At 56.7% G+C, this 22,223-nt stretch carries 16 protein-coding genes; 12 read left to right on the forward strand and 4 right to left on the reverse strand.

All coding sequences use genetic code 11. The annotated features are described in order from the left end of the window. Window positions 1–25: 25 nt before the first annotated feature. The 5 genes from yidC (at window position 26) to mnmE (ending at window position 7,056) form a co-directional block, all read left to right on the forward strand. On the forward strand, window positions 26–1,813 hold the full coding sequence (gene yidC, locus JAO32_RS14360) for a membrane protein insertase YidC (protein WP_334241565.1): 1,788 nt from the start codon (window positions 26–28) through the stop codon (window positions 1,811–1,813). 137 nt (window positions 1,814–1,950) lie between these two features. Then, the gene (locus tag JAO32_RS14365) at window positions 1,951–2,502 is read left to right on the forward strand and encodes a Jag family protein (protein ID WP_334241568.1); all 552 of its coding nucleotides are present in this window, start codon (window positions 1,951–1,953) and stop codon (window positions 2,500–2,502) included. Between the two features lie 145 nt (window positions 2,503–2,647). Next, the gene (locus JAO32_RS14370; protein ID WP_334241569.1) at window positions 2,648–3,763 is read left to right on the forward strand and encodes a GGDEF domain-containing protein; all 1,116 of its coding nucleotides are present in this window, start codon (window positions 2,648–2,650) and stop codon (window positions 3,761–3,763) included. Between the two features lie 46 nt (window positions 3,764–3,809). Next, window positions 3,810–5,558, forward strand: a complete 1,749-nt coding sequence (locus tag JAO32_RS14375; protein ID WP_334241571.1) for a DUF885 domain-containing protein — start codon at window positions 3,810–3,812, stop codon at window positions 5,556–5,558. Between the two features lie 109 nt (window positions 5,559–5,667). Next, the gene (mnmE, locus tag JAO32_RS14380) at window positions 5,668–7,056 is read left to right on the forward strand and encodes a tRNA uridine-5-carboxymethylaminomethyl(34) synthesis GTPase MnmE (RefSeq protein WP_334241573.1); all 1,389 of its coding nucleotides are present in this window, start codon (window positions 5,668–5,670) and stop codon (window positions 7,054–7,056) included. A gap of 66 nt (window positions 7,057–7,122) precedes the next feature. Here the strand turns inward: mnmE and JAO32_RS14385 are convergent, their stop codons facing one another. Next, the gene (locus tag JAO32_RS14385; RefSeq protein ID WP_334241575.1) at window positions 7,123–7,311 is read right to left on the reverse strand and encodes a hypothetical protein; all 189 of its coding nucleotides are present in this window, start codon (window positions 7,309–7,311) and stop codon (window positions 7,123–7,125) included. A gap of 396 nt (window positions 7,312–7,707) precedes the next feature. Between JAO32_RS14385 and JAO32_RS14390 the strand changes: the two genes are divergently transcribed. The 4 genes from JAO32_RS14390 (at window position 7,708) to JAO32_RS14405 (ending at window position 14,542) form a co-directional block, all read left to right on the forward strand. Beyond that, the gene (locus tag JAO32_RS14390) at window positions 7,708–13,188 is read left to right on the forward strand and encodes an Ig-like domain repeat protein (RefSeq protein ID WP_334241577.1); all 5,481 of its coding nucleotides are present in this window, start codon (window positions 7,708–7,710) and stop codon (window positions 13,186–13,188) included. Window positions 13,189–13,196: 8 nt separating this feature from the next. Further along, the gene (locus JAO32_RS14395) at window positions 13,197–13,730 is read left to right on the forward strand and encodes a hypothetical protein (protein WP_334241579.1); all 534 of its coding nucleotides are present in this window, start codon (window positions 13,197–13,199) and stop codon (window positions 13,728–13,730) included. Window positions 13,731–13,896: 166 nt separating this feature from the next. After that, window positions 13,897–14,097 (forward strand): KTSC domain-containing protein, encoded by a 201-nt coding sequence (locus tag JAO32_RS14400; protein WP_334241580.1) that lies wholly within the window; start codon window positions 13,897–13,899, stop codon window positions 14,095–14,097. A gap of 49 nt (window positions 14,098–14,146) precedes the next feature. Beyond that, window positions 14,147–14,542 carry a hypothetical protein gene (locus JAO32_RS14405; protein ID WP_334241583.1) on the forward strand — a complete coding sequence of 132 codons (396 nt, stop codon included), beginning with the start codon at window positions 14,147–14,149 and terminating at the stop codon, window positions 14,540–14,542. A gap of 7 nt (window positions 14,543–14,549) precedes the next feature. Here the strand turns inward: JAO32_RS14405 and JAO32_RS14410 are convergent, their stop codons facing one another. Then, window positions 14,550–15,767, reverse strand: a complete 1,218-nt coding sequence (locus tag JAO32_RS14410) for an SGNH/GDSL hydrolase family protein (protein ID WP_334241585.1) — start codon at window positions 15,765–15,767, stop codon at window positions 14,550–14,552. 125 nt (window positions 15,768–15,892) lie between these two features. Here JAO32_RS14410 and JAO32_RS14415 point away from each other — a divergent pair, with 125 nt between their 5' ends. After that, window positions 15,893–16,651, forward strand: a complete 759-nt coding sequence (locus tag JAO32_RS14415; protein ID WP_334241586.1) for an SDR family NAD(P)-dependent oxidoreductase — start codon at window positions 15,893–15,895, stop codon at window positions 16,649–16,651. Window positions 16,652–16,658: 7 nt separating this feature from the next. Here JAO32_RS14415 and JAO32_RS14420 read toward each other — a convergent pair whose 3' ends face one another. Beyond that, complete coding sequence (locus JAO32_RS14420; protein WP_334241588.1) at window positions 16,659–18,221, reverse strand: glycoside hydrolase family 43 protein; 1,563 nt, start codon at window positions 18,219–18,221, stop codon at window positions 16,659–16,661. Window positions 18,222–18,340: 119 nt separating this feature from the next. Here JAO32_RS14420 and murJ point away from each other — a divergent pair, with 119 nt between their 5' ends. Both murJ and JAO32_RS14430 read left to right on the forward strand, forming a co-directional pair. Then, entirely contained in the window at window positions 18,341–19,951 is a 1,611-nt protein-coding gene (gene murJ, locus JAO32_RS14425; RefSeq protein ID WP_334241590.1) for a murein biosynthesis integral membrane protein MurJ, read from the forward strand. Continuing rightward, on the forward strand, window positions 19,935–20,441 hold the full coding sequence (locus JAO32_RS14430; protein WP_334241592.1) for a GNAT family N-acetyltransferase: 507 nt from the start codon (window positions 19,935–19,937) through the stop codon (window positions 20,439–20,441). Before murJ ends, JAO32_RS14430 begins: the two co-directional genes overlap by 17 nt. Before the next feature lie 7 nt (window positions 20,442–20,448). On the opposite strand, the gene JAO32_RS14435 is transcribed toward JAO32_RS14430, so the two are convergent. Beyond that, window positions 20,449–22,008, reverse strand: a complete 1,560-nt coding sequence (locus tag JAO32_RS14435; protein ID WP_334241594.1) for a tannase/feruloyl esterase family alpha/beta hydrolase — start codon at window positions 22,006–22,008, stop codon at window positions 20,449–20,451. Window positions 22,009–22,223 lie beyond the last annotated feature (215 nt).

The following is a 22,223-nucleotide window of genomic DNA, read 5'->3' on the forward strand; positions in this document are numbered from 1 at the left end:
CGGCGCGCCAACCAGACAGGAAAACGTGGCAGAGATCAAGAACCCTAATCAGGGAGGCGGCGGCTCGCAGAGCAATACCACCTTCCTCGTAATGTTGGTCGTCATGTTCGGCGTGTTTGCCGGGCTTCAGTTTTATAAGTCGAAGCAGAAGCAGCCGCTGCAGCCGCCTACGGCGCAGACGCAGACCGCGAATGCTCCCGTAAGCGCGCCCACCGGCAGCAAAGCCGCTTTCAATGCGAACGCCGTGCAGGCTCCTGCAGCCAGCGCCGCCAGCAATACGGTTTCCGCTGCGGCTGAACAGACCACCACCATTGAAAACGAGCTGTACAAGATCACCTTTACGAACCGCGGCGCGGAAGTTCGCTCGTGGATTCTGAAGAAGTTCAAGAGCCGCTACGGCGCTCCACTGGACCTGGTAAATGCGAAGGCGAGCCAGGAGTTTGGCTTCCCCATGTCGCTGCACACGTATGACGCAGGCACCACGGCCGGGCTGAAGCAGGCCCTGTTTGTGCCCAGCGCAACGGGCAACCTGACCGCTCCGCAGACGCTGACCTATCACTACACACAGGGCAACGTGGATGTGGAGAAGACCTTCAGCTTTGACAGCACATACGTGCTGAAGGCGACGGTCAGCGTGAAGGTGAACGGCGCTCCGGTGCGCGCTCTGCTGGCGTGGCCCGCAGGCTTTGGCGACCAGGAGCAGGTGCTGGATTACAACGGTTCGCGCATTGAAACGATGAAGGACGGCAAGGCCGAACACATTGAATTCAAAAAGGTTTCCGGCGGCGAAACGTTGAATGCTCCCTTGCAGTATGCGGGCACCGCGGATGGTTATTTTGCTGCGATCTTCCTGCCGGATAATCCGGGCTCTGCGACGGCAGTCACGCTGCACAACACCGTTGACGTGAACAAGCTGCACCGTGATGGTACGGTTTCGGAAAAGTCTGTGGATGTTCCGGTGGTCGGCATTGCCGCGGGCAGCACGGACAACACCAGCACCATGCGCGTGTACGTTGGACCGAAGTCAGTGGATGTTCTGAAGGGCATCAAGGTTTCTGGCTCGAGCGAGACGCTGGAACCGGTGGTTGATTTCGGCTTCTGGGGACCGTTCGCGAAGGTTCTGTTCCTGCTGCTGAACTGGATTCACGATCACGTTGCCAGCAACTGGGGATGGGCGATTGTGGTGCTCACGATCTTTGTGAACATTGTGATCCTGCCGTTCCGCTACCAGACCATGAAGAGTGGTTTGAAGATGCAGCGCATTCAGCCGCAGATGGACGCCATCAAGGCGAAGTATGCCAAGTACAAGGTGACCGATCCGAAGCGTGCGGACATGAACACCGAGATCATGGCGCTGCAGAAGGAAAACGGCGTGAACATGTTCGGCGGCTGCGTTCCTACGCTGCTGACGTTCCCTCTGCTGTTCGCCATGCTGGGCATGCTGCCCAAGGTGGTGGAACTGCGCGAGGCGCACTGGTTCTGGCTGCATGACCTGACGGTGGCTGATCCGTATCACATCCTGCCCATCGTGATGGTGCTGACGCAGTTCCTGACGCAGTTCTATATGCCGGCTCCGGGTATGGATCCGCAGCAGCAGAAGATGATGGCGTTCACGATGCCGCTGTTCTCCGGCTTCATTACGTGGAACTACTCGTCGGGTCTGGCGCTGTACTGGTGCGTGGGTAACATCATCATGATTCTGGCGCAGTTTGCCATGAACCAGACGAAGGAAGGCCGCGAGATGCGCGAACTGGCTGCGAAGCGTGCACGCCGCAAGGCAGGCCAGCCGCGCACCATCCAGGGCAAACGGTAAACCGGGCGGGTACGCATGAAATGTGCAACTGAGATTGCACTTCATGCGTACCTGTCAGAGACACCCTAAAATTTTTATCCCACGGGACGGCAACCGCAGTGCGGCGACGATCCCGAAAGAAGGAAGAAAGCACGCGCATGCAGGATCTGAAGACCGCAGCCCAGCAGACCCACGATTTTCTGAAAATGCTGACGACGACAGGCGGATTCAAACTCCGCTTCCGCATTGTGGCCGGCGCAGGCGCCGCCGATCCGGATGGGCTGGAAGACCGCCTGATCTACGTAGAGTTGAGCGGCCCGGATGAGCGCATGCTCATTCAGCGCGATGGTGAGCTGCTGCGCTCGCTGGAGCATGTGTGCGCGAAGATTCTGCGGCTGGAGCCGGAGGAGCACGATCGCATCAGCTTCGACGCCTGCGGCTACAAGGCGGAGCGTAATCGCGAGATTCTGGATCTGGCTGAAGAGGGAATTGAGGCCGTGAAGAACAGCCGCAAGCCTTATCGCTATGAACCGATGAGCAGCCGCGAACGCCGCATGCTGCACCTGGCGCTGAAACGTGCCGAGGGGCTGCGCACGGAATCCAGCGGCGAAGGCCCGAGCCGGTTCGTGGTGCTGTATCCCGAAGGCTGGCAGGCACGCGAACGTGATGACCGCGCTCAGAAGATTCGCGAACGCTTCCGTCGCCGGTAGAGCCAAGTTTCGAGCAATGCAATGCACAACAGCGCCCCATGCGGGCGCTGTTTGCATATAGCGGTGCTCTGGATAAATACCTCACGCGGGTCATGGCAGAATGAGCGCCATTTGGTATCTTTCCCTTTGTCCCTCAGAACCGATCATGCCCCCGCACGAGACACATCAGAAGCCCGTTTTGCAGCAGTCCATTGATGACCTGAAGCGCAAGTTATTGCTATGGATTTTGGCCATGGCATGGCTGGGCACAATTCCTGGCTGGGCCGTGAAGGAGTCTCTGGGCCAGTCATCGGCTGCGTTGCGGGTCATTTTCGCGCTCAATGCGGTTTTTCACCCCGTCATGTTCCTGCTGTTGTGGAAACGTCATGTGCAGCAACGGACGGCTGAGCTCTGCTGTTTATTGTTTGCCGCTATTGTTTGTGCCGGGTGCATGGCGTTGAGTTTGTATTCCACGCGATACGGCGCGAGCATGGATCTGGAACCGCTCTATCTGTGGATTCCATTGATCTACGTGCTTGTCTTTGCGTTGTTTGATCGGCAGACGAGCATTCGGCTGTCATTGGCCATGATGACGCTGTTCTTTGTGGTGAGTCTTCCTTACCTAGTGCGGCCTGCGCATATCCACACTGTTTTTACGATCACGTTGCATATTGTGTCGGCAGCGCTGGTGGCGGCTTTGTACTTTTTCTCCAGCTATCAGCACCAGGTACAGATTGCGGAACTCAACATGGAGCAACTGGCTCGTCTGGCGAATACCGATGCGCTCACTGGATTGGCGAATCGGCGGCGCATCAGTGAGGTGATTGAAGCAGAGCTGATTCGCTATGCGCGTTACGGGCACCACTTCGCCGTCATCCTGCTGGACATTGATCACTTCAAAGCGATCAACGATCGACTGGGGCATGACGTTGGCGATGAAGTGTTGAAGGCACTTGCACTTCGGTGCTCTGCGCTTTTTCGCGATGTGGATCTTATTGGCCGCTGGGGAGGCGAGGAGTTTCTGGTTGTGATGCCGGAGACGCCTTATCCGCAGGCGTTGCAACGGGCGCGGGTGCTTTGCGAGCAGATCGCCGCATCGCCCATCTTCAGCGACCATGTCATTTCCATCAGTTGCGGGGTTGCCAGTGTCGAGGCGCAAGACAATCTGAGAGAGCTCTTTCATCGAGCCGATACCGCCCTCTATGAAGCTAAACGGAATGGACGGAATTGTGCAGTGGGAGCTTCGCCGGAGACGCTTCCGAGCCCGGCCGTTGCGCCATAAACAATGTCTGTATCAACGGCGGGATGTATCTGCTACGCTCATTGCCATGCGAATTACGCCTGCCCTGTTGCTTGCCTGCACAGCCGTTTCTGTGTGCGTTTCACTGCCTGCCCAAACCTCCGTTGCCGACCGCACGACCGCGCAGAATGCGCTGTTTGAGGAGTATTTCCAAAATGGGCTGAAGCGCAATCCTACGGGCGCTACTTCGTTTGGCGACTATCGCTACAACGACAAGCTGGGTGATTATTCGCTTGCCTCCATTCAGCGCGATCACGCGGAGAATGACGATTTTCTAAAGCGCCTGAACGCTATCTCCACCGATGGCATGACAGACACTGACGTTACCTCGCATGCGTTGCTGCAGGATCGCCTGGAGCGCGGCGATGTGAGCTATGCGCTGAAGAACTATGAGATGCCCATCAATCAGCAGAACGGCATTCATACCGGATTGGCTGATCTGCCGCTGAGCATGCCGTTCGATTCCGTCAAGCATTACGAGGACTACATTGCGCGTTTGAAACAGATTCCACGTGTGCTGAGTGAGACGACGGATGTAATGCGCATTGGCCTGAAGGATGGCCTGATGCCGCCGAAGGTGATTACAGAAAAGCTTGCTGGACAGTGCGACGGCGTGGTGAAGGCGAACCCGTTCCTGCTACCGACGAAGAAGTTTCCTGCAAGCTTCAGCGATGCGGACAAGACACGGTTGACGCAGCAGATTACGGATGCGGTGAATAACGATGTGTTCCCTGCCTATGCAAAGTTTTCTGCCTTCCTGCGCAATGATTACGCGCCGCATGGACGTGATGCGCTTTCGATTGAATCGCTGCCAGACGGCAAGCGCCGCTATGCCGAAGCTGTGAAGCAGATGACGACGCTGGACATTACACCTGCGGCGGTTCATCAGCTTGGGCTGGATGAGGTGAAGCGCATTACGGCAGAGATGACCGTACTGGCGAAGAAGGCCGGGTACAAGGATCTGGCGACGTGGCGCGCTGCGATCAATAACGATCCGAAGTGGAAGCCGAAGAGCGAAGAACAAATCGTAGAGGACTTCCGCAAGTACATTGCGCAGATGGAGCCGAAGTTGCCGGAGCTTTTTGGCCTGTTGCCGAAGTCGCCTGTGACGGTGGAGCCGATTCCTGACTTTGCTGCTGCGGAAGCTACGCACTACAACGCGGGTACGCCGGATGGTAAGCGTCCGGGCCGCGTGGTGGTGGCGGTTGCGAATCCCACGACACGCACGCTGGTACTGGATGAGGCTGTTGCTTATCACGAGGGTGTGCCGGGCCATCACATGCAGATCAGCGTGGCGCAGCAGTTGAAGGGGTTGCCGAAGTTCCGTCTGCGCGGCGGCTACTCTGCGTTTAGCGAAGGCTGGGCGCTGTATGCAGAAGAACTGGGCAAGGAAGTTGGTTTCTATCAGGACCCGGTTAGCGATTATGGCCGCTTGAACAGTGAACTGTTCCGTGCGGTGCGTCTGGTGGTGGACACCGGTATCCATGACAAGGGGTGGACGCGGCAGCAGGTGATTGATTACATGCATGCCAACGATGTGAATGATGCGCTGGCGCAGACGGAAACCGATCGCTACATTGCATGGCCCGGACAGGCGCTGAGCTACAAGATGGGACAACTTGAGATTCGCAAGCTGCGCGAGAAGGCAAAGGCGAAGCTGGGTGCGAAGTTCGACATCAAGGCGTTCCATGATGAGGTGTTGAATGGTGGCGCGCTGCCGCTGACCGTGCTGGATGCTCGTGTGTCGAAGTGGATCGACGAGCAGGCTAAGAAGTAGTTCACAGAAACACAACGGTCACACCGAGTACATAGGAGTTGTCTTCGTGTACTTGGTGTGGCCTTTGTGCTTTTCGGATATTTCTTCAGAGAATCACTAAGATAAGTGCATGAGCGCCGCGCACGATCTTTTGGACGAGACCACTATTGTTGCTGTTGCTACGCCTGCGGGGCGTGGTGGCATTGGTGTGATTCGTTTGTCTGGTAAGAGTGCGCTCACTGTGGCTCAACCGTTGCTCCCAAAGATTTCAGAGGCTGGGCCGCGTCATGCGGTCTATGGCATTCTGCGCGATGTGGATGGCACGCGCATCGACGACGCCATTGCCACGTATTACAAGGCACCGCACAGTTACACCGGCGAAGATGTTGTGGAGATTGCAACGCATGGTTCGCCGGTGGTGCTGGATTGGCTGTTGCGGCGATGTGTTGCGTTGGGCGCGACGCCTGCGCGGGCGGGCGAATTTACTGAGCGTGCGTTTCTGCGTGGGCGTCTTGATCTGACGGAAGCGGAAGCTGTGCGCGATCTGATTGACGCGCAGACTCTGGAACAGGCGAAGCTGGCGGCAGAGCAGATGAGCGGCAGCATTGCCGCGGAGATTCGTCCTGCAAAAGATGCGCTCCTGGTTTTGATTGCGACGCTTGAAGCTGGCATTGACTTTGCTGAAGACGACACGCCCATCATGGCCGTGGATGAAATCATTGCGGGTGTTCGAGCAGTGCAGCAACCACTGCAAACATTGCTGGCCAGCTTTACGCATGGGCGTTTGATGCGGGAGGGGCTTCAGCTTGCCATTGTTGGTAAGCCGAACGCAGGCAAGAGTTCACTCTTCAATCGGCTGGTAGAGCAGGATCGTGCGATTGTTACGTCCACTCCTGGCACCACGCGCGATGTGATTGCAGAACGCGTAAACCTGAACGGCATTCCGGTGGAGTTGCTGGATACTGCGGGTATTCGCGACACAGCAGACGAAGCGGAACGCATGGGCGTGGAACGTTCGCGACGCGCGATAGCCGATGCGGACGCCGTGCTTCTGGTGGTCGATGCGACGGAGATGGCTTGGACACAAGACGATACGCTTGAGGCTTATCTTGAAAAGCCTCTGGCAGATGCACTGCAGAATCGACCGCTGCTGGTGGCCTGGAACAAGGCGGATCTTCGCCACGGCTCACAGCCGCTTGTTGCAAACACAAAAGGCGTTGTGACCTCTGCTGCAACAGGCGAAGGAATTGCAGAGCTTCGTGAAGAGATTCTGCGCATGGCGGGATCGCAACCCTCCGCAGCAGGCGCAACGTTAACTAACCTGCGTCAACGCGATGCGGTACAGAGTGCGCTGGAAGCGTTGGAACGCGCTGTGGCTGCGGCCCGCACTGGCATACCGCATGAGATGGTGCTGCTGGATCTTTACGAATGCCTGCGTGCGCTGGACTCGCTGACCGGACAGACTACAGCAGACGATGTGCTGAACCGTATCTTCTCCAGCTTCTGCATTGGCAAATAAACACAAAAGCCCTCCCATGGTTGGTAGAAGGGCTTTGCAGTTGTTCCAAATGGCAGGAGCAGGTGATTAGCCTTCTTTCTGCTCGCCTTCGCCAGTTTCCTTGTTAATGAAATCCTTCAGCGCGCCGGTGCCTTCAAATCCGGCAACCGCGGCCGCAGCTTCGGTGAGGATGGAAGGGTCGGAGTCCACCTTCTTCAGTCCCTCGACAGCAACCACTGCACCAGCGACCTTCTCCACTTCGTCCATCAGTCCCATGAGGTTTCTCCTTTTGATTCCTGTGCGCGGTGGGCTCTCTGTCGGGTACCGCTCATACAGGGGTTTCAGCATACACCCGTTCTCGCTGGGCTGATTTTTTAACTCCGTTGAAATTTTGCGGCCTGCTGTTCATGCCCCCAATTCCACACAACTTGTTGGTGTTAGGCGGGTAACGCGAAGAGGCACGCGGTATACCCCGAATAGCGTAACTGCTCCTCGCGCGTGTGATTTTCATACGTAGAGAGCGATGGGAAACTCATTTCCAGAAGTTATAAACAGGCGCATCGCGGGCCAACTGCGAGCGCGAATCTGCAACCAGTGTTGCTCTTGTCCGCTTGTTCGGATGACTTGGTTCTCTCCCTTCCCCAGGGACCCTTTGAAGGAAGTTACAACTTAATGTCTGTCCGTTTGTCGAAGACCTGGCGGCGTCGCACGTCCGCGTGTCTGCGCTCCGTTTTGCTCCGCACCGTGGGAGCGTTGGTTTCCTGCATTGGCATAGCAGGAATTTCTGCCGCACAAACCGTTCAACACATCCCAGGCAGCACTCCGTTAACCGGGAGCGCGAACCTTACGGTTACGCTGTCTCCGACTGCGGGCACGGTGGCGAACGTTCTCATCCTGACCCAGGGCATTGCGAATAAGGATTTCACCGATGCGGGAGGCAGCACATGTGCTGCCGAATCTACCTTGTCGTCGTGCACTGTGAATGTTCTGTTTAAGCCATTGGCGCCGGGCCGTCGTTCGGGTGCGGTGGTGCTGATGGACAACGTAGGCCAGGTGTTGGCGGAGCAGTTGATTGATGGCGTGGGCACTGGGCCGCTTGCTGTCATTCAACCGGGACAGGCAACGCTGGTGGCAGGCAACGGCACGCAGCCGGAATACATAAATGGCGAGGACGGCGGAAACGCCACCAGCGCACACGTTTATCTACCGCGAGGTGTTGTAGGAACCCCGGCGGGCGACTTCTACATTGCCGATACCTTGAACAACCGTATTCGCCACGTGGATACTGCCGGCAAAATCTCAACCTACGCTGGCATCGGTTACCCCTCCAGCGAACACGATGGCGCGTTGGCAACGACTGCAGGTATCAGCTCTCCTGCGCAGCTTGCGTTGGATGGTGCGGGCAATCTGTATTTTGCGGATACGGGCAATCATGCCATTCGCCGTGTGGATGCGGTGACACACATCATCACGACGGTTGCGGGCACGCTTGCATCACCTGGATCTTCACCGGACAACGTACTCGCAACGTCGGGAATGCTGCGGTCTCCGTACGGAATTGCCCTCGACGCTGACGAGAACATCTACATCTCTGACTCAGAGAACAACGTGGTGCGTCGTGTGGATGCCACCACGGGCATGATGACTATTGTTGCGGGTACAGGCGTTGCCGGCTTCGCCAACGACGGTCATCTTGCTATAACCGCGCAGTTGAACCAGCCCTATGGGCTTGCGTTTGATAGCAACGGCGCTCTCTATATTGCTGACAAGCTGAACCAGGCCATCCGCAAGCTGGGAACCGATGGCAAACTGACCACGGCTGCGGGAACCCTCAACGGGACACCCAGCCTTACTGGCGACGGCGGTTCGCCCCTTAGTGCCACATTAAACTTTCCTACCGCTGTTGCAGTGGATGCAGTGGGCAATGTTTACATTGCTGACTCACAGAACAACCGCATCCGTCGTGCCAACATTACGACAGGAAAGATGGAGTCGGTCGCCAGCTACTACTACTCCACTGTCACTACGACCAACGACAACCTGCTGAACGCCGATACGATTTCGCTTTCCACGCCTTATGCGATTGCGCTGGATGGGCACAACAATCTTTACATTACGGATGACTTCAACAAACGTGTGCTGAAGATCAGCAGCAACAAAGCGTTGCTGCATTTCCCTGACATGAAGGTGGGTAAGAAGTCAGCCACACCGCAGATTCTGCAGATCGAGAATGACGGCACTGACACGCTGACATCATCCAACATTCTTTTCAATCAGAGTGCGCTGGACGTGGCCACCACCACATGCAGTGCCTCCACGACTCTGACGGCCGGCTACAACTGCGCACTTGGTGTAGATTTCGCACCGACCACCATCTCAGATGGGAACAATCCTGTGGGGACACTCACTGTGCAGTCGGACGGTGCCAACTCGCCGGATGTGATCACGATGACCGGTAAAGTTCTTTCTGTGGAACCGACGGCGGTTAATGTGTCCGCAGTAAGCAATCCCTCAGGTTTGGGAGACAACGTAACCTTCACTGCGGTTGTCAGCGAGACGCAAGCATCGGCTGTTCCCACAGGTACCGTGACGTTCTACGACGGCACCACTGCTATCAGCGGCGACATTGCACTGAATAACAATGGCATTGCCACCTTCACCACCAGCGCACTGACGCAGGGACAGCACACCATCAATGCAAACTACTCCGGTGATAACAACAATGCCGCGAGCACGGGCTCTGTAACACAGAGTGTTCTGCAGACCACTTCGATTGTGGTGGTTTCGTCAGACCCTACAGCGACTGTGAGTCAGAATGTAACGTTCACGGCTACCATCAGCGCCACGTCGCCGATCACCAGCGGCACGATCACTTTCTATGACGGTTCAGCAGCAATTGGTGCGGGCAGCATCAATCCCAACAGCACTGCCAGCTTCAGCATATCTACGCTCACGGGCGGGACGCACACCATCACAGCAAAGTTCGCAGGCGATACCAGTAGCAAGAGCAGCACATCGCCCGCACTGGTGCAGACAATCACCAAGGCTGCGTCCACGGTACTGGTGGGTTCCAATCCTTCTACCATCACCGTGGGACAGAGCACGACGCTAACGGCGACGGTTACCAACTCAAATGGCCCTACGCTCTCAGGCACCATTACCTTCAAGAATGGTTCCACCACGTTGGGTAGCGGACCGATCGATAGCAATGGCACGTTCTCGTTGCCTACGACTGGTCTGACATCGGGAACCGATACTGTCACTGCGACCTACAGTGGCGACGGATACACGGCTGGCAGCACTGGAAACACGACGGTCACAGTCAATCGGCTGGCTACGATCACGACTCTCAGTAGTGATGGCTCGCCTTCGAATGCAGGCTCTTCCGTAACACTAACGGCAACCGTTACGCTGTCGCCCGGTGAGACCGCAGTAGGCGCTATCGGCGGCAACGTCACGTTCTACGACGGCAGCAGCCCGTTGCAGACGGTGTCTGTGACGAATGGTGTAGCGACGCTTTCCACAACGGCGCTCTCGGTGGCTACGCATCCGTTGACTGCCAAGTTCAACGGCAGCACGAACTATGACGTGAGCACGTCTGGCGTCTTCAACCAGGTGGTGCAATCCACCAGCTCCAATGTGGCGTTAACGCTCAGCTCGAACAGCATCCTGGCGGGCAAGTCTGTGACGCTGACCGCAAATGTTACGGCTACGGGTGTTGTTAAACCAACTGGTCACGTTACATTCCTGGATGGCGCAACCACGCTTAACACTGTTTCAGTGAATGCACAGGGCGTGGCGGCCATCACGCTGAGCACGCTTGCGGAGGGATCGCATAGCATTACCGCAACGTATAGCGGCGATACGAACTACATCAGCGCTACTTCCCCGGCTTCCACTCTTACGGTGACGCTGGGAGCGCCGACGCTTACGCTGACATCCTCAACCCTGCACACCACGTACAACACGCCGATCACACTCAATGTAACGCTGGGTAGCAATGGCGTTCTTCCATCGAGCCCGACGGTGAAGCTGCTGGATAACGGCGCGTTGCTGAACACCGCGACGATTAATGGTTCCGGCACGGCGAGCTTCGCCACGTCGACGCTGGCTGTGGGAACGCATACCATCACTGCGCAGTTTGCAGGTGATCAGAACAACTCCGCGGTGCAGCAGACGGTGACCATCATCATTGATGCGGCATCGACCAACACGGTTCTAACCACGAGCAACGCCTCTGCGGGTTATGGCGATACGGTGACGCTGCGTGCGACAGTAAGCAGCGGTGTCGCCAATCCCACCGGGAATGTGACTTTCCAGGAGGGCGCAGCAGTCATTGGCGTTGCTTCTGTAAATGCTTCCGGCGTGGCTACGTTCAACATCAATACGTTGTCCGTGGGTCAGCACAACATTGTTGCTCTCTATGCAGGCGATTCGACGCATGCGAGCAGCACTTCTGCTGTGGTGACAGAATCAGTTTTCGTGCAGACGCACACCTCTCTTGCATCCAGCACGAACACTGGCATTGGAGGAGCGTCGTTAACACTGACGGCTGGCGTTTCTGCTGCGGTAACGGTCAACGGTCTTACGGCACATCCCTCCGGCACTGTTACATTCCTGGATGGTTCCACCACGATTGGAACAGGCAGTCTGAACGCGAATGGCACGGCTACATTGACGACCTCAACTCTTGCCGTGGGAACGCATAACCTGACTGCGGTGTATCAAGGCGACAGTACGTTCCAGGGAAGTACGTCTGCCCCGCTGTCGCAGGTGATTCGCAACGCTACAACGCAAACCACGTTGTCCACCAGCGGCTCACCCAGCCACTACGGCAATGCTGTCACCTTCACAGCAAACGTGACGGGTGAAAGCGTGACGCCTACCGGCAATGTGAAGTTTCTGGATGGGACGACCGCGCTGGGACAGGTTGCGCTGAATCATGGCACTGCGACGCTCACGCTGACCACTCTGACACCGGGCATGCACACGATTACCGTGTCTTACGCAGGGGATAGCGACAACTCATCCTCTATCTCCGGCGCGGTGGCACAGCAGGTAACGCAGATATCGCAGCTCACGCTGGTAAGCAACATGAATCCGGCGCTGACTCTGGATACACCCGTGTTGATTGCAACCATCAAGACCGCAGTTGCTCCTGTGCCCACTGGCAGCATCCGCTTCCTGGAAGGTACGACATTGCTTGGTACTAGCGTGTTGGATGCGAACGGTACTGCCTCCATCACCGCAGCTGCGTTTGCGGCAGGAACACATGTCATCACCGCGCAGTTTGCTGGCGACGTAGCGACAGATGCCACGACTTCGGCGGCACTGACGCAGGTAGTGAACTTACGCGCTACGCAGACGTCGCTTACTTCTACGGCTGCTTCAACGGCCACCAACGGCGTGCAATCGCTGGTTGCGGTAGTGAAGGGAACCGGTCCTGTTGCACCGACGGGTATCGTCACCTTCTACTCTGGTGGGAAGTCGATCGGATCCGGACGCCTGGACACAACCGGTGTGGCAACGCTGAGCGTGCAGAACACGGTTGTGGATGGAGCTTCTCTAACGGCAAGCTATAGCGGTGACGTGAACTATGCAGCATCCACCTCTGCACAGGTTCAGCTTCCCCCAACCAGTGCAACAAACTTCACACTGAGCCTGACTCCTTCAGCGCTCAGTGTGCAGTCGAAGAAGTACGTTGAAACCTACCTGGTGATCCAGTCGTTGGGTGGCTTCAGCGACACACTGTCATTGGGCTGCCTGGGTCTTCCTTATGCCGCGACCTGCACCTTTGAGAAGGTCAGCGTGGGTCTGCCGGCAGATGGCCAGGTGAAGATCAAGGTTGTCGTCGACACCGGATCACCGTTGACCTCAGGTGGTGAAAGCGCAAGCAACAGCACGCCCATGAGCAAAGGTCCGCTACTGGCGATGCTGCCTGCAGGTGCTTTGTTTGTATGGCTGCTGCGAGGCAAGCGCCGCGTTCCGGCTCTGCTGATGCTGGTTCTGCTGACCATGCTGATTCCGGTTACGGGCTGCGGCACGCTGAACCAGAGCAGCACGCCTGCGGGTTCGTACACCTTCAATGTGAGCGTGTCCAGCAAGTCCGGCGTTACGCTGTCGCTGCCCGTTAGCCTGACGGTGACTCAGTGAGGAGAACGGTGAGAAACAACATCCTCGCTGTGCTGGGGCTGCTGTGCGTGACAGCATCCCCAGCACAGGTCACAAAGGCCGCTGCGACCGGGCCGGGCATGTACACCACAGTGGGCATTGCCGGTTCGCTCTACAGGAGCGACTACGGTAAGTCGAACCTGTACGGCCCCACCCTCTATGTGGACGCTAACTTTCACCGTTACGTGGGTCTGGAAGGAGAGGCACGCTTTCTGCGCTGGGGCGGCAAGCAGGGCATACAGCAGAACACGTATCTCATTGGGCCGCGCGTCAGCTTCAAGCCAGTGGGTTGGGTGCCCTATGTGAAGATGCCGGTCGGTCTGGGCACCATGCGTTTTCCTTACGGCTATGCCAACGGACAGTACTTTGTGATGGCACCGGGCGGGGGTTTGGAAAAGTGGATCTCCAATGACAACATCCACATCCGCGTGGTGGATGTGGAATACCAGGTGTGGCCGCAATTCACCTTTGGCACGCTGAAGCCGTACGGCATCAGCACCGGCATCAGCTTTCGCGTTTGGTAATGCGGAGCTGTTGCCGGTGCAGGTTCTGTTTGCGATATCGGATGTACCGCATGCGGCAACAGCGGATGAAAACAAATATGTTGCAAAAATCGTGCAACGGAAGTAAAGAGTTCACACTCCCATCACATAGCGCGCGCAACACTGCTGTGCAGGGAGGGAACACGCAATGGTTTCAATCCGGGGAATGCGCTATGACGAAGTAAGCCAGGTGCTGACGGTGGATTTCCGCAACTGGGGCGGCACTACGCGGTATTTCGACGTGCCTCCCAGCGAATGGGCACAACTGCAGGCGGTTTTTGCGAAGGCGGCATACCTGCAAAACGAGATCGCACAAAGACATCGTTCTGAAGCGCTGCTGGCTGCCTAAACAACGCTCAGGCAGCACACGATGCATGCGCTTTGATAGGCTTGCGTGCGTGAAGCTGCACTCTCTGTTCGTCGTCGGAATTCTGCTGGCAATGACGCTTGTTGCAGGCGCAGAGACACTGCGCTATCGCGGCAAGATTGGACAGCGCACGGCGACGATTACGCTCAACGTAAGTGGCGACGATGTCACCGACGCCAGCTATCGTTTCGACCGCGAGACCGCTACAAGCACTTTTTCGCAGGCGCACCTGATGGGTACAACGCTGGTACTGGCCGATGACGATGGCAACATCTTTCATCTGCATCTGCAGGACGCCGCTGGTAGCGGAGTGAAAGACTTTCCCCAGGCGCAGCAATTGCAGGGCAACATGACGCGCGATGAGTTGGATCTTCCTGTGTTGCTGAGGAGAATCAACACATCACCCGAAGATAGGTCAGTTCCTTAACGAACTGTTATTTTGCGAATAGTGACAGCGGAATACTTTCGGCGATGGCGTGGTACGCTGCCTGATTCGGATGGATGTGATCGCCGGAATCGAATTTAGGCAATAGCCGCGCGGGATTTGCAGGATCCGCAACAATTTTGTCGAAATCCAGAACGGCATCAAAGTGCCCCGATGTACGTATCCATGCGTTGATCTTCTGGCGATCCAATTCATTCGTTGCAGTGGGATGGTAGAAGGTGAAGCCCTGATAGGGCGTGATCGTGGCTCCGTAAATCTTTAAGCCTGCCGAATGTGCACGGTCGATCATCTGTTGATACGCGCCGACGATGTGTGCCACCAACGCGGCATGCTCTTCGGGAGAAATCTCGATATCCTTCGTGAACATGCCGAGATCGTTCACGCCTTCAAAGACGATGACGTATTTCACGCCGGGCTGTGCGAGAACATCGCGACTGAAACGGGCCAATGCACTTGGCCCTTGGCCATCCATCAGAATGCGATTGCCACCGAGGCCTTGATTCAACACGCCGCGCGAACGCGTTTTCGTATCGGCCAGCAAACGTGCTGCAAGGTCATCGGGCCAGCGGTCGTTGCCGTTGTCCGTGGCTCCGTGGCCATCGGTGATGGAGTCGCCCAGGGTGACCACTGTTGCGGAGTCTTTCGAGGCTGGCACATCCACGCCGCCGATCTGAAACCAGTGTTCAAACTTCTTCGCATCGGGCATCGTTGCGGCGTCAACCGCTGCGGTGTGCGAAAGATAGGATGTTGCGCGGGAGCCGGGATGGCTGGTCTGAACGTCTGGTGCAGCAAGATAACGAATGGTGATGGCTAGATCCGACGTTGCTGGTGCGTGAAACGGAATCGGATCGGAGAGATACTCTGCGCCTGCCGGGATCAGTACGTCCGGTTTGCCGTCGAAGCTTAGAGCACGATCGGTTGCAGGATCAATCGCTGCATCGGCTGCAGATTTTGGTTTGGCGATATGTACTGTGGCGATACGGAGCGGTGTTGTACCGAACGTATTGGCGATGCGGATACGAAGCTGCTCGCCGCCTAACGAAAGATGCACGATCTGTCGCAGCGTGGCGGCCTGTAACTCATTCGCTGCCAGCGCGTTGGCTCCGGTGGGAACCTGTTGCGACGCAGCCCAACTGCCCACCCATGTCTGCGCGGGAAGAGACAGACAGACGCTGAAGAGGATAGGCAGAAGACGAAGGCTTTTCATATATAGTTTGTGACGCGAACTATACGAACGCCGCGACTGCGCTGTCAACGAATTTGCTGGGCCAATGTATCTTGGCTTGGATTGACTCGCAGCGTGAACACGCAACACGAGATGAGGGAAACAGAATGGATCTGAATGGACGCACGGCGGTTGTGATTGGCGGAACATCCGGCATTGGCAAAGCCATCGCGCTTGGTTTCGCAAAGGCCGGCGCGGATGTTGTGGCGTCTTCGCGATCCGCAGAGGGCGTTGCGGCGACTGCCAATGAGATTCGCGAGCATGGTCGCAAGACGATTGAAGCGACTTCCGACGTGCAGTCGCGCGTTTCGCTTGAGGACCTTTGCATTCGCGTTCTGGCGGACTTCCCTTCCGTGGACATTCTTGTGAATGCTGCTGGCATTACGAAACGCGAGCCCACGCTGGATGTTGTGGACGATACGTGGAACAACATTCTGGATGTGAACCTGACCGGCACGCTGCGCAGTTGCCAGGTGTTTGGTCGCCACATGATTCAGCAGAAGCGCGGACGCATCATCAATATCGCGTCGCTCTCCAGCTTTGTCGCGTTCATGGAAGTCTCGGCGTACTGCGCCAGTAAAGCTGCAGTAGCGTCGCTCACACGGTCACTTGCGGTGGAGTGGTCGCGGCATGGCGTGCTGGTGAATGCGATTGCACCGGGCATTTTCCCGACTGCACTGAACAGCAAGATCATCGACAGTCCTCGTGGACAGGAGCTGAAGATGCGCACACCAATGGATCGCTTTGGCACAACAGACGAACTGGTGAGCACAGCGCTTTATCTTGCGAGTGACGCGACCAGCTTCACCACGGGACAGATCATTGCCGTGGATGGCGGCTTTCTTGCCAGCGGTGTGAATCAGTAGCTTGTTGCTAATTCAGCGCCTTGTAGTGGAACCAGTCGATATCCACGCGGCCTGCATCGCCAGTGGCTGAAGTGCGATAGGCGAAGATCGCCGGGCGTGCTCCCTTCCACCATGAAAACGTCATCTTAGTCTCTGGACCAAGTGGCTGGAAGTTCGTGCCGTTCTCTGTGCTGTAAGAATAGGCGGCCATATCGCCATGCACCGATACGCGGAGGTCGATTACATCACGCGTTAACTCAGGGCCTGCGACGCGATCATTTCCGTGAAAGAAGAACAACTGACGTTTGCCTTGTGCATTGGCAGTAACCTCTACGCCTCCTGCAGCCTTCTCAAACATGCTGAAACCCGCATGCCCGCTGGGCGGAAGCCTGGTTACATCCAGACGCACGGTGGCTTCCAGATTGTTGTCCTGCATTTGTTGCGTCAGCGTATTGTGTGCAGTGAAGAGATCCGTTGCAACAGATGGGGTCAGACTCAGATAGCCGATGCGCTTCGTCAGCGACCACGATGCATTGTCGGGGTTGTGGTTCCACTCCCATTGCGGTCCCAATGTCTTCGCAGTGAATTCATCTGATGTCTGCGGCGATCCTTTGCCAACGGATGCAACAGGAACGGTCACTTCGCCAGAAGCGACAGGTGTTCCCTGCGTTGCGCCTGCAGGAGCATCGCCCATGATGGGCCAGTCATCCTCCCAACGCACCGGTTGCAGATGAAGGATGCGCCCGTGCGATTCGCGCTTCTGAAAGTGGATGAACCAGCCTTTGCCGTCGGGCGTTTCAATGTAGCCGCCCTGGTGTGGCCCGTTGACGTTGGTGTTGCCCTGCGCCAGAACGGTGCGATAGTCGTATGGTCCCCATACGTTCTTCGATCGCATCACGACCTGCGCGCCGGTGCCCACGCCACCATACGGCGCAAAGATGTAATACCAGCCGTTGCGCTTGTACATCTTTGGACCTTCCAGTGTGTGCAGGTTCTTCGGATCGTCCACGATGACCTTGCCTTCATCCAGCACATGCAATCCATCCGGCGACATGCGATGCAGAATCAGCGGGCCTGCGCCTTTGCGCGAGTGGATGAGATAGGCATTGCCATCGTCATCCCAGAACGGGCACGGATCCTCCAGCTTCGGCTGTGCAATCACGGCAACGGGCTTTGACCATGGGCCATGGATGGACTTCGCAGTGGTAACAAAGATGCCTTCGTCCGGCGTGGGGAAATAGATGAAATACGTGCCTTTGTGTTTGCGAATGGCAGGAGCCCAGATGCCTGCACCGTAACGGTTGCCATCGACCATGTCGTACTGCGGCGCCAGCGTTACACGATCGACGGCGTGGCCAAGAATCGTCCAATGCACCAGGTCTGTTGATTCAAGGATTGGGATGCCGGGAACGTAATGAAACGTGGAGGCAACGAGGTAATACTTGCCGCCATCGGCGATCACGTCTGGATCGGAATAATCGGCGAACAGAATGGGGTTGTGGAAGGGAACGGACGCCTCTTTCTTCTGCGCAGTAGCCACACCTGCAACCATTCCACTTACCAACATCAAGCCCGCAATCCAGCGCCGCATATTTCCTCCACGTCCACGACTTATTCCTTTCAGTGAGCCACGGAAGTATCAGGAAGCGCAACCGCATCCTGATACAAAATCCGGGAGATGGTGTGGGTAGCACCTAAAATAGAGTTTGCTTGGCGGACACGACCTCATCTCAGAACACGCGCGGACGCGCTTCGTCTGCGTTTTCCGCATCGCTGCTGCTTATGGTCTCCGCGCTGTTGAGCGGATTGCTTGGGCTGGTGAGAAGCAAACTCATTGCGTATTTCTTCGGCGTTGGTCCGGCAGTGGACGCATATACCGGTGCGTTTCAGCTTCCCGACATGATCTCGTATTTGTTGATCGGTGGTGTAGCGTCCACAACGTTCGTTAAGTTGCTTACGCAATATGAAAGCGAAGGTCGACAGGCAGACGGCGACCGCGTACTTTCCAACGTGCTCAACGTGATGATGATCCTATTGAGCGGGGCGCTTGTTATCGCCGGGATTTTTGCGCCACTGTATGTGCGTTATGTTCTGGAGCTTCGTAATCCTGAGACCGCACATCTGTGCGTGCAGCTGACACGCATTCTGTTGGTGAACCAGTTATTGCTGTTTGCCGGAGGCATCTTCGGATCGCGCCTCATGGTGCGAAAAATCTTCACCTATCAGGCATTGCAGCCACTGCTGTACAACGGCGGCATCATTGCAGGTGCGGTCCTATTACACGCGCGCATGGGAGTGTATTCGCTCGCTATTGGCGCGGTTGCCGGTGCGTTCTTCGGGTTCTTTCTTATCAATTACATTGGTGCGCGTTCCATTGGGATGCGTTGGTCACCCGTGCTGAATCTGCACGATCCGGCGCTGCGAGAGTGGGTCGTGCTGAGTCTGCCGCTGATGCTGGGACAGTCCATAGTTACGCTTGACCCGTGGATACGCAACCACTTTGCAGGCCACACAGAAGGCGCGATCTCGCTGATGAACTATTCGCGGCAACTGTTCAATGCACCCATGCAGATTATTGGACCTGCGGCGGGCGCGGCTTCCCTGCCATTCTTCGCGTCGCTTTGGGTTAAGGATAAAGGTGCGTTTAATTCTGCGGTAAATCGATCGGTGTCGCGTTTGTTGGCAGTGAGTCTTCTACTTACGTCTGTGATGATTGCGCTGGCGCAGCCGATCATTGACGTGGCGCTGCGTGGTGGAAAGTTTCACGGTGGTGATGCTTCCGCTGCAGCTTCTCTGTTTGTTCTGTTCTGTCTTTCGCTGATCTTCTGGGCTTCGCAGAACCTGTATTCGCGCGCCTTTTATGCTGCGGGTAACACGCTGACACCGATGATCTCCGGCACCATTGTCACGGTGCTTTCGCTGCCCCTGTATGCATTGCTGTTTCGCGCGCATGGTATTCCGGGCTTGGTTATTGCGTCAGACATCGGTATTGCTGCGCACATGATTGCGCTGGTGGTGCTGTTGGACCGCAAGGGCATGGTTCGCTTCGCAGACCTGGAGTGGAATGAACTTGCCAAGTCGTCGTTTGCCGCCATTCTTGGCGGGTGCGCAGCAGCATTTTCCCTGCGCTATCTGCCGCAGGGAACGACATTTGTCACGGCACTTCTACGGCTGGCAACAGGTACGGCAGCATGGCTCTTAGTGGTAGTTGTCGTGCTATTGGTGACGCGTTCCGCATTGCCCGATGTTGTTCTGCGGCGTAAGAGAACAGCAGTTGCTGCTATGCCGTTGCCTGAGGCCACCGATGCACCCGACCGATAGCGCGCGGCTGCGCTTCCGTACATGGCACAACGAGGATCTTCCGCTGGCCATTGCGCTCTGGACGGATGACGACGTGATGCGTCACATGGGCGGCGCTCGTTCTGTGAAACAGGCTGAGGAACGCTTTCACGAGGAATGCGCGAACCAGCAGAAGCATGGCTTTCAATACTGGCCGATATTTTCGCTGGAGACAGGCGAGCATGCCGGATGCGCCGGGCTTCGCCCTTTTCACGGCTCACTGGATGAACTGGAAGTCGGCGTGCACATTGCACGTCCCTTCTGGAGCGGACGCTACGGCGAAGAAGCTGCTCGAGCTGTTATTGCGCATGCGTGGGCACACACGTCCGCATCGTCACTGGTCGCAGGACATGGTCCGGATAACGCAAACTCTCAGGCGCTGATTGAGCGGCTGGGGTTCGTGTACACCCACCACGAACCCTGGGGACCGCATCAACGCATGCATCCGTACTATCGGCTGGATCGACTTTAGTAGCGGGCTACTCCGCTTTGCAGGTGAAGCTAGTTGGCTGCTTCGGATCGCCTTTACCGTCATAGATAGCGCGTTTGGGATAGGCGCAGAGCGGGCGCATCGTCTGTGGCACTCGTGGATCTTTCGGTGTGACGGCAAGGATCATTTCCGGCGCTGTACCCTTCTCTACCCACACCTGCAGCAGATCCAGCGCGCCGCTACCTTTACCATTTGCCGCGGGGAAACCTACCTGACCGAAGAGACTTGGTCCCGGCCCGCCAAGGCAATGTTCTACTCCGGGCGCCATGAATAGACGAACGGTCTGGTCTGCCTTCGCTTCGCCCATTGTCTTCTTCACTTCGTTGAAGTAGTTCACGGTATTCCAAGGCGATATGCCGGGGTCATTCCAACCGTGATACAGAATCAGTTTGCCGCCATGCGCTGCGAATGCAGACAGGTCAGGATTCGTGGCATCGATATCTTTTGCAGGGCCTTCCATGCCGCGTCGCAGAGCATCGTTCGTGTTGGCCGCCAAGGGATTCCACTTGGGATCGTTGTAAACCATGTAACGGAAGTAGTTGGCGACATACGCGCCGCCGCTGCCGGTGGTGGGTGCTGTACCCAGAATCCAGCTCTTCCATCCCCCACCTTCATCACCGGGGACATAGCCGGGGAAGATGATATGTCCCTTCGCATCCTTACTGCCGCCATACAGGGTGCGCAATGTTTCTACCTGCTTTGGTGTCAGACAGCTAATGTCCTCGGAGCCTTTGCAGGTTAGTACTGCGGGATTAAAACGACAGTGTTCCGGGTCACTGAGGATGCCGTCCTTCAAGCCATCCTGCGCGTCACATGCGGCCAATGAAGCAGCGTGAATTGCGGGCAGTTTCATGCTGGAGAAGAAGGTCGTGGGATCGCTGCCCATGGCCTGCATCATGGCGAGACCGTTGGCCAGCATGTGCGTCCAGTTGTTTGCCGGCGCGCCCGCGAGGATGCCGTCGTAATCCTGCGGAAAGCGTTGCGCTTCCATCAGCGCTTCACGGCCGCCGTCACTGCATGAGTCGAAGTACGCCTTCTCCTGCGGCTTGCCGTAGTAAGCCTTCACCATGATCTTTGACACGCCTGCGGTTAGATGAACCGCGCGCCAGCCGAAGTCCTTGATCTTTTCTGGATGCCCGAAGGCCCAGCTTGCATCTTCTGAGTCGGCCTGGTGTCCGGCATCGGAATCGGCGGTGGCGTAGCCCTGTAGTACGTTTGCGCCCATCTGCTGGTTGCCGATCGAACCGGCAAACCCGCCATTGCCAACATCCACAATTTTTCCATTCCATCCTGTCTGCGGCAGCCACACTTCAAAACGGATTTTAGAATCTGCCGTGGGATGCAGGATGCCTTTCACCACGCACAGCGGCGGCAACATTAACCCTGGCCCAGAAACGGGCGTGGCAAAGGGCTGCGAAGGCACTTCGGTGGCGGAAAGGATGGTGGCATCCGGCACCGCCACCCGTTTGAGTGCTGCGCAATTCTGCGCGGCAAAGGCGGAGGCGGGAAGGGAAATGAGACTCAGCGCAAGCAGGGAAGAGCGAATCATAACGCGACCACTCTAATACCTATGCTGACAGGAAACACGTGAATTTTATGCGGCACATGACCTGTATTCCTTTGCAATTTCATGGGCTTGAAGCGATAATCGCACTATGGCGTTCCGCTCCTTCGCAACCCGTTCTTGTTGTTGCCGCTAAGTTTCTGAGCGTTCGCCCCTCCGCGTTTTCCTTCCTTTTGAATACCTTCCGGCCTGATCCCCTT

Source organism: Terriglobus sp. ADX1 (assembly GCF_036877645.1).
Taxonomy (GTDB): Bacteria; Acidobacteriota; Terriglobia; order Terriglobales; family Acidobacteriaceae; genus Terriglobus.